Source organism: Paraburkholderia sp. (genome assembly GCF_036488505.1).
Taxonomy (GTDB): Bacteria; Pseudomonadota; Gammaproteobacteria; order Burkholderiales; family Burkholderiaceae; genus Paraburkholderia.
This window is the reverse complement of sequence record NZ_DASXHN010000242.1, coordinates 1-8,126: the sequence shown is the minus strand read 5'-3', so window position 1 is coordinate 8,126 and position 8,126 is coordinate 1. Positions and strand designations below refer to the sequence as shown.

At 63.2% G+C, this 8,126-nt stretch carries 7 protein-coding genes; 2 read left to right on the top strand and 5 right to left on the bottom strand.

Going from position 1 to position 8,126, the window contains the following annotated elements; translation table 11 throughout:
• The 3 genes from VGH68_RS14930 to cadR form a co-directional block, all read right to left on the bottom strand.
• Window positions 1-773 (bottom strand): DEAD/DEAH box helicase (locus VGH68_RS14930; RefSeq protein ID WP_331604418.1); only part of this gene is annotated, 773 nt, incomplete at its 3' end.
• Between the two features lie 23 nt (window positions 774-796).
• A complete protein-coding gene (locus VGH68_RS14925; protein ID WP_331604417.1) occupies window positions 797-997 on the bottom strand; it encodes a hypothetical protein in 201 nt (66 codons plus the stop codon).
• Between the two features lie 155 nt (window positions 998-1,152).
• Entirely contained in the window at window positions 1,153-1,584 is a 432-nt protein-coding gene (gene cadR / locus VGH68_RS14920; protein WP_331604416.1) for a Cd(II)/Pb(II)-responsive transcriptional regulator, read from the bottom strand.
• Between the two features lie 80 nt (window positions 1,585-1,664).
• Between cadR and VGH68_RS14915 the strand changes: the two genes are divergently transcribed.
• Window positions 1,665-4,163, top strand: a complete 2,499-nt coding sequence (locus VGH68_RS14915; protein ID WP_414696943.1) for a heavy metal translocating P-type ATPase — start codon at window positions 1,665-1,667, stop codon at window positions 4,161-4,163.
• A 33-nt stretch (window positions 4,164-4,196) separates the two neighbouring features.
• Here VGH68_RS14915 and eutC read toward each other — a convergent pair whose 3' ends face one another.
• Window positions 4,197-5,006 carry an ethanolamine ammonia-lyase subunit EutC gene (eutC, locus tag VGH68_RS14910; protein WP_331604415.1) on the bottom strand — a complete coding sequence of 270 codons (810 nt, stop codon included), beginning with the start codon at window positions 5,004-5,006 and terminating at the stop codon, window positions 4,197-4,199.
• Window positions 5,003-6,397, bottom strand: coding sequence for an ethanolamine ammonia-lyase subunit EutB (locus VGH68_RS14905; protein ID WP_331604414.1), 1,395 nt, complete (start codon window positions 6,395-6,397; stop codon window positions 5,003-5,005). Before VGH68_RS14905 ends, eutC begins: the two co-directional genes overlap by 4 nt.
• Before the next feature lie 377 nt (window positions 6,398-6,774).
• Between VGH68_RS14905 and VGH68_RS14900 the strand changes: the two genes are divergently transcribed.
• Entirely contained in the window at window positions 6,775-7,272 is a 498-nt protein-coding gene (locus VGH68_RS14900; protein ID WP_331604413.1) for a GyrI-like domain-containing protein, read from the top strand.
• Window positions 7,273-8,126: the final 854 nt, after the last annotated feature.

The window sequence follows — 8,126 nt, the reverse complement described above, 5'->3', positions numbered from 1 at the left end:
TTGCAAAACGCGATCGTGCTGACCGGACGGTAGTGGTTCAGCAGCAGACCGACCGCGTGCAAGCGCTCGTCTTCGGTCACTTCATAGAAACGCTGACGGATCTTGCTGTCGTCGTGCCTGCCGGTCAGCTTGATCTCTTTCGGGTTGCGCAGGAATTGCTGGCTCAGCTTCGCGATGCCTTCCGGGTAGGTCGCCGAAAACAGCAGCGTTTGGCGCTCTTTCGGGCATTGTCTTGCGACCTTCGCGATGTCGTCGAAGAAACCCATGTCGAGCATGCGGTCGGCTTCGTCGAGCACCAGCGTATTGAGCGAGCGCAGCACCAAGGTACCCCGTTCGAGGTGATCCATGATGCGGCCGGGCGTGCCGACCACGATATGCGCGCCGTGCTCGAGGCTCGCCGTCTGCGGACGCATCGGCGTGCCGCCGCACAAGGTCAGCACCTTGATGTTTTCTTCCGCGCGCGCGAGGCGGCGGATTTCCTGCGTGACCTGATCGGCGAGTTCGCGCGTCGGGCACAGCACCATCGCCTGGGTGTCGAAGTTGCGCGTGTCGAGGCGGGCCAACAGCGCGAGCGAAAATGCCGCGGTTTTGCCGCTGCCGGTTTTGGCCTGCGCGATCAGATCCTGGCCAGCGAGCGCGACCGGCAGGCTCGCGGCCTGGATCGGCGTCATCTCGACGTAACCGAGTTGCGTGAGGTTGGCGAGCGTGGCAGGCGGCAGCGCCAGCGCGCTGAACGGAGCGCCGGCGGCGGTGGCGTCGGAAGGAGTATTCATAGGGTCGTCGTCAGGAATCGCGGTTACTCGGCCAGCGGGCCCTGGTCGGGGCGGCCGCGCAGCTGTTCGTACAGCACGGCGCCGTCGTCGCCCTCGAAACGCTCGACGTAATTGCGCGCGCCGCACAGTGGGCAGCGAAACAGCAGCCCCTGGCCTTCGTTTTTGATGACGACGTCGGATTGCTCCCACTGCGCGCCGCAGGACTGGTTTCTACAGGTGAACACGTTGATTCTCCAACTGGATTTTTCGATGATCGGGTGGCAAGGCCGCACGCGCGGCCCTGCCTGGTATTCGGGTAAGCGTTGCTACGCGGCGGCCTGCGACAAATCAGGCGATTGAAAGCGGCGAGACTCTGCCACGGCTCGCTACGCCCGACCTGTCAGCCCAGGTGCGTATGTCGTGGGCGCGGCACGGCGACATCCATGTCGGTCAGGCCGTGCACGATCCCGCAGTCCTCGACCGGATGCTCGCCGTGGCATTGGTCGCGCAATGTGGCCAGTTGCGCTTTCAGCTGTTGCAGCTCTTCGATCCGCATGTCGACGTGCGCGATGTGCTCGTCGATCAGCGAGTTGATGCCGCCGCAGCCGTTGGCTGGCGCGTCGGTCAGACGCAGCAACGCGCGGATTTCGTCGTGGGTCATATCGAGCGCGCGACAGTTGCGGATGAAACGCAGGCGCTCGACGTGCCTTGCCGTGTAACTGCGGTAATTGGCCTCGGTGCGCTCCGCCTCGGGCAGCAGGCGCTCTTTTTCGTAGAAACGGATGGTTTCGGTCGTGCAATGGGCGATTTTCGCCAATTCACCGATCTTCATGGATCTTCCCTCCGCGTGGCCTTGACCTTGTAGTGGCTTCAAGGTGTTTACTAGACCACAAATCGTACGAGGAAGCCACTATGCCTGATGTTCGCCACCCGGAAGTCGAACGTTTTGAAACGGATCACGCTGACGGCCATCAACATGGCCACCACGGCCGCGAACCCGACGACGGACATCAACACGGCTGCGGCCACGATCACGGCCATTCGAACCACGAGCACGATCACGCTTACGACCACGCTGCGGACCACGCCGAACACACCTGCTGTGGCCCGTCCGCCGCCGCGCCGGCCCCGCTGGCTCTACCCCCCTCCGAGGCAGTCGGGGACGATCTGCGCACCGCGATGCGCATCATGCAGATGGACTGCCCGACCGAAGAAGCGCTGATCCGCAAAAAGCTCGGCCGCATGCCGGCGGTGCGCAGCATGGATTTCAACCTGATGCAGCGAGTACTGACCGTGGTCCACGCGCCGGACGCGCTCGAGCCGGTGCTCGCCGCGCTGCGCTCGCTCGACTTCAGACCCGAACTGGCCGCTGACACGGCCAACGCGTCCGGCGCGTCCAGCACCGCGGCGACCGCCGCGCCGAAACCGTGGTGGCCGCTGATCGCCGCCGGCGTCGGCGCGGCAGCCTCAGAGGCCGCTGGCTGGCTCGGCTCTCCCAGCTGGGTAGTCGCGGCACTGGCGGTCATCGCGATCGCTATCTGCGGGCTCACGACCTATCGCAAGGGCTGGCTCGCGCTGCGCAACCTGAACCTGAACATCAACGCGTTGATGAGCATCGCGGTCACCGGCGCAGCGCTGCTCGGCCAGTGGCCGGAAGCCGCGATGGTGATGGTGCTGTTCACGATCGCCGAACTGATCGAGGCCAGATCGCTCGAGCGCGCGCGCAATGCGATCGAAGGGCTGATGCAACTCACGCCTGAGCAGGCGAGCGTGCTGCAACCGGACGGCGCGTGGCTGCTCGCGCCGGTCGACGCGATTGCGCCCGGCGCGATGGTGCGCGTGAAACCGGGCGAGCGGATCGCGCTCGACGGCGAGGTCATCGCGGGCCGCTCGAGCGTCGATCAGGCGCCGATCACCGGCGAAAGCCTGCCGATCGATAAATCCATCGGCGATGCCGTATTCGCCGGCACGATCAACCAGAGCGGCTCGTTCGACTATCGCGTGACGGCCGCAGCGGGCAACACGACGCTCGCGCGCATCATCCACGCGGTCGAGCAGGCGCAGGGCACGAAGGCGCCGACGCAGCGCTTCGTCGATCAATTTGCGCGCGTTTATACGCCGGTCGTGTTTGCGATCGCGCTCGGTGTCGCGCTCGTGCCGCCGCTTTTTGATGGCGCGTGGCATGCGTGGGTTTACAAGGCGCTGGTGCTGCTCGTGATCGCATGTCCGTGTGCGCTCGTGATTTCGACGCCAGTAACGATCGTCAGCGGGCTCGCGGCTGCCGCGCGCAAAGGGATTCTGATCAAGGGCGGCGTTTACTTCGAACAGGGACGCAAGCTAAGCTGGCTCGCACTCGATAAGACCGGGACGATTACGCATGGCAAGCCGGTGCAAGTGGGGTTCCAGGTCGTTGCCGAGGCGGTCGAGGCCGCTGTTGACGTGGCGGCTGACGTGCGCAGCGCTGGCTCTGTCGATCGCAGTGGCGGCGGCATCGTTAGCGAACTGAGCGCTGACGGCAGTGTTCGCGGCGCCAGCGGCGTGGGCCACGCCGATATCGACACCGACGCGCTCCACTACCGCACGCTCGCCGCCAGCCTCGCGGGCCGCTCCGATCATCCGGTTTCGATGGCGATTGCCGCCGCGGGCGATGACGACGGCATCAAGCCCATGCACGTCGATGCGTTCGAAGCTTTGGCCGGGCGCGGCGTGCGCGCCGATATCGATGGCGACGCCTACTGGCTCGGCAATCATCGCCTGATCGAAGAGCTCGGCTGCTGTTCGCCGCAACTCGAAGCGCGCGTCGACGCACTCGAACGACAAGGCCAAACCGTCGTGATGCTCGCCGACGCGCAACGTGTGTTGGCGCTGTTCGCGGTCGCCGACACGGTGAAGGACACGAGCCGCGCCGCCGTCGCCGAATTGCGGCGGCTCGGCGTCGGCACCGCGATGCTGACCGGCGACAACCGCCACACCGCCGAAGCGATCGCCCGACAAGTCGGCGTCGATGAAACACGCGGCGATCAGTTGCCCGAGGACAAGCTCGACGCGGTCGCGCAATGGTCATCGGCTGGCGCGACGGTCGGGATGGTCGGCGACGGCATCAACGACGCGCCCGCGCTCGCGCGCGCAGACATCGGCTTCGCGATGGGCGCGATGGGCACCGGCACGGCAATCGAAACCGCCGACGTCGCGTTGATGGACGACGATCTGCGCAAGATCCCCGCGTTCATCCGGCTATCGAAGGCGACGCATGCTGTGCTCGTGCAGAACATCGCGCTCGCGCTCGGGATTAAAAGCGTGTTTCTCGTGCTGACGCTGATGGGCTTCGGCACGATGTGGATGGCGGTGTTCGCGGATGTCGGCGCGAGTCTGCTGGTAGTGGGCAACGGGTTAAGGTTGTTGCGCAAGTAAGCGCGCCGCCACAGCAACAGTCTGCTGCCCGATTCAGGTTTGCGTCGCACTCGACTGTGAATCGTCAGCCACCGCAGGATGCGCCGGTGCGCTCGCCAGCAACGCATCGCTATCGTCTTTCAAACCGACGCCGGTCAGCCCGAGCTTGCGTGCCTGCGTCAACAGGTAGTGCAGTTTGTGCGCGGCCAGCGGATAGTCGAGCCCCTCGGGACGCACGTTCGAAATGCAGTTGCGCTGCGCATCGCTGCAACCGGTTTTCGGTGCATACGTGATGTAGATGCCTAGGCTATCCGGTGAACTCAAACCCGGCCGCTCGCCGATCAACATCACGACGAAGCTCGCATCGAGCAGTTCGCCGATTTCATCGCCCAGCGCAACGCGCGCCTGACGCGCGACCACCACCGGGCCGATGTTCCAGTCGTTCAGTTTGGGCCGCACTGCCTGCAGCAGCGGTATCGCCTGCTTCAACGCCGCGAATGCGGACAGACCATCGCCGATCACGAACACCACATCATTGGCTTGCGCAGGCTTGGGTCTTTGCGCGAGCGCTCGATGGCTGTCGTCCGACAGCCGCCTCCCCCAATCCGGCCGCCGCAAATAGTGCTCACGATCCGGCGCCGCGCTATGCACATCGATCGATTCGAACCCCTCGGCGCGTAAAGCGTGGTGAAGCGTGTCGGCATCGAGCGGATGATGCACCGCGTCGCGCGCCTGCGCATGGGCGAGATCGAACGCGAGCAACGGCGCGGTCGGCAGACTATTGCCCGCTCGACCCAACGCGATTCGCGCGTGAGTGAAGCGCCGCAGCGCGTTCCACGGATCCTTATCGAGCGAGTCGTTCATACGATGTCCATCCAGTCGCGCGCGCCTTCGAGCAGACGTTGCTGCGCGGACGCGCCGAGCAACGCGCCGCGGGCGTCGATGATTTGCATCGACTCCAGCCATTGCTCGAACTCGGGCGCGCGACGCAAGCCGAGCACGTCGCGTACGTACAGCGCGTCATGGAACGAGGTGCTCTGATAGTTGAGCATCACTTCGTCCGCGCCCGGTACGCCCATGATGAAATTGACGCCCGCGACGCCGAGCAGCGTCAGCAGATTGTCCATGTCGTCCTGATCCGCTTCGGCATGGTTCGTGTAACAGATGTCGCAGCCCATCGGCACGCCGAGCAGCTTGCCGCAGAAGTGATCCTCGAGACCCGCTCGGGTGATCTGCTTGCCGTCATACAGATACTCGGGGCCGATGAAACCGACCACCGTGTTCACCAGAAACGGCTCGAACTTGCGCGCGACCGCATACGCGCGCGCCTCGCAGGTCTGCTGATCGACGCCGAAATGCGCATCCGCCGACAACGCACTGCCCTGCCCGGTTTCGAAATACATCAGATTGCTGCCGACCGTACCGCGTTTGAGCGACAGCCCCGCGTCGTACGCTTCCTTCAGCAGCGCGAGCGAAATGCCGAAGCTCGCGTTCGCTTTCTCGGTGCCCGCGATCGACTGAAACACCAGATCGACCGGTGCGCCTTTTTCGATCGCGGCGAGCGTGCTCGTGACGTGCGTGAGCACGCACGATTGCGTCGGCACCTGATAGCGCTGGCGAAAGTCGTCGATCATCTGCAGCAGTTTGGTGATCGCGGCCAAGTTGTCGCTCGCGGGATTGATGCCGATCAGCGCGTCGCCGCAGCCGTACATCAGGCCGTCGAGCATCGACGCGGCGATGCCTTTGACGTCGTCGGTCGGATGATTCGGCTGCAGACGCACCGACATGCGGCCCGGTAAGCCGACGGTGTTGCGAAAGCGTGTGATCACCGGACGTTTGCGCGCGGCCGCGATCAGGTCCTGGTTGCGCATCAGCTTCGAGACCGCTGCGACCATTTCCGGCGTGAGGCCCTGGGTGATGCGGGTGAGTGCGTCGGTGTCGGTCGTGCTGCTCAGCAGCCAGTTGCGGAAATCGCCGACCGTCAGATGCGCGATTTCGGCGAACGCCTGGTGGGAGTGATCGTCGATGATCAGGCGGGTGACTTCGTCGGTTTCGTAGGGAATCAGTGCTTCGTTCAGGAAGGTGCGCAGCGGGACCTCGGCGAGCGCCATCTTCGCGGCGACGCGTTCCTCTTCGCTCGCTGCCGCGATGCCCGCGAGCTGGTCGCCGGAGCGTGGCGGACTGGCTTTGGCCAGCAGAGTCTTCAGGTCGGCGAAGCGGTAGGTTCGGCTGCCGATCGACTGCGTGTAGCTCATGGTTGCGGCTCCATCGCTTCGCGCGGACGCGGGGGAGTGGGGACGGCGGGTGGCGTGTTGCGGGTATGCGTCACGATAGCGCCAAATGGTGGCAGCGTCACGGTGTTTGGCGCGGGTGCTGGTTAGGGGTTAGCGGTGCAGCGTGTTTGGTGGGACGGGCGTCCGAGTTGCGGGATCGGCAGGCGTTTAATCCCTGCTCCTGCCCGGTCACGCGGCGCGAAATCCGCAGGGTTTGGCCAGCGGCGCTCAAGCGCCGGGGTGATACTTTGGTCGCATTCTCTTGCGCCAATTTTCATCCGTTTAACGTGCTGCCGGCGCAATATCTAAGGGGCGGCATGCATAGCCGGTTTCGACCGGCGCTTCCAGGAGATGAGCAAATGGCGATGATGCGTGAAGTGGCGATTCGTTCTGTGGAGCCGATGGATGTGGTGTCGGTCGATCATGTCGGGCCTTATTTGCAGATCGGCAACGCGTTCGATGCTTTGTTTGACTGGCTTGGAAAACACTATCTGCTTGCGGGAGAGATGCGGATGATTGGGGTTTTCTTCGATGATCCGGGCGTGGTCGAGAAGGCGGCGTTGCGGTCTAAGGCGGCCGTGTTGTTGCCGGGACCGGTGATGGATGAGGTTCGGTCTGCCGTTGCTGTGAGCGATGGCGTTTCGGTGACGCGTATAGGTGGTGGGGAGTATGCGGTGTTGCGGCACGTCGGGCCGTATAGCGACATGCGGGCGGCTTATGAGTGGCTCTACGGAACGTGGCTCGCGCAATCCGGTAGACAAGCGGCGGATGCGCCGGTGTTTGAGGAGTATCTGAATAGCCCGAAGGAGACGGCGCCTGCGGAGTTGGTTACGGAGATTTGTTTGCCGTTGCGGTGAGAGCTGGTTCTGGGCTGGTTCGGGGGTTTGATTTTTGGGTTCGTTCGCTCGCTCGTTGCGGGGATGGTGTGCGTGTGCGTCGCGCAGGTCGTTAACGCTGATTCTGGTTTCTACGTTCTTTACATATGTATACGTAGTAATAGTTAACAAAGCGGCCTGTTTGCTGTGGATAACAACGAAGTTCGCTTATAGATCAACGAGCTGCCGAATCGATAACTGTCGGGAACACGGGCGGATAGAGTGGCGGAGCCTGGGAGAATTTTTGGCGGCCGGGAGACGCGGCGCATTTGTTAAGGTTTCGCCCACAGTGTATTGGTGGGTTTCTACAAGAGTTGTCCAGAGCGGGATGTGGATAAGTTGCGCTCGGGTGGAGGGTGAATTGGACGGCTGTTGAGCGGTGACTCTGGATCGTGAGCGCGACGGGCCTTTGGTCGAAAACGTCGATTTCGGTCCGTAAAAATAGAGCTTTTTGCGATACCTACGGTGATAGTGTATTGATTTGCTAGCGTGGGTTTTCGACGTACCGTTTTCGCGAGCGCTGGGCTGTGCGCTGTATCACGTGAGGCACGCGGTCTCATCACACTGGCTTTAGCCGACGCAATCAGCCTCGCCGTTCCACAGATTTAGCGGCATGAAAACCTGGGTTCGCAGTGCCCGATCGACGTAGTTCGCCGGCTCGCGAGGGTGTCTAGTGTTAGCGCCGTTGCGGGGGCTTGGGTCAGGATGGCCTGCGCCTAATGCAAAGCGGAGATATTGATTGCAGACTGTGTCGTGGATGCCAGAACGGCAGTGGATGGTTGTACGCGAAGTGCTTGATGCGTTGGCTTTTAAGAATTAGATGGCGGGTGGTATTG

Coding starts and splice junctions, on each gene's coding strand:
- VGH68_RS14915 (WP_414696943.1), top strand. CDS start 1,665: ATGCCTGATGTTCGCCACCCGGAAGTCGAACGTTTTGAAACGGATCAC.
- cadR (WP_331604416.1), bottom strand. CDS start 1,584: ATGAAGATCGGTGAATTGGCGAAAATCGCCCATTGCACGACCGAAACC.
- VGH68_RS14905 (WP_331604414.1), bottom strand. CDS start 6,397: ATGAGCTACACGCAGTCGATCGGCAGCCGAACCTACCGCTTCGCCGAC.
- VGH68_RS14900 (WP_331604413.1), top strand. CDS start 6,775: ATGGCGATGATGCGTGAAGTGGCGATTCGTTCTGTGGAGCCGATGGAT.
- eutC (WP_331604415.1), bottom strand. CDS start 5,006: ATGAACGACTCGCTCGATAAGGATCCGTGGAACGCGCTGCGGCGCTTC.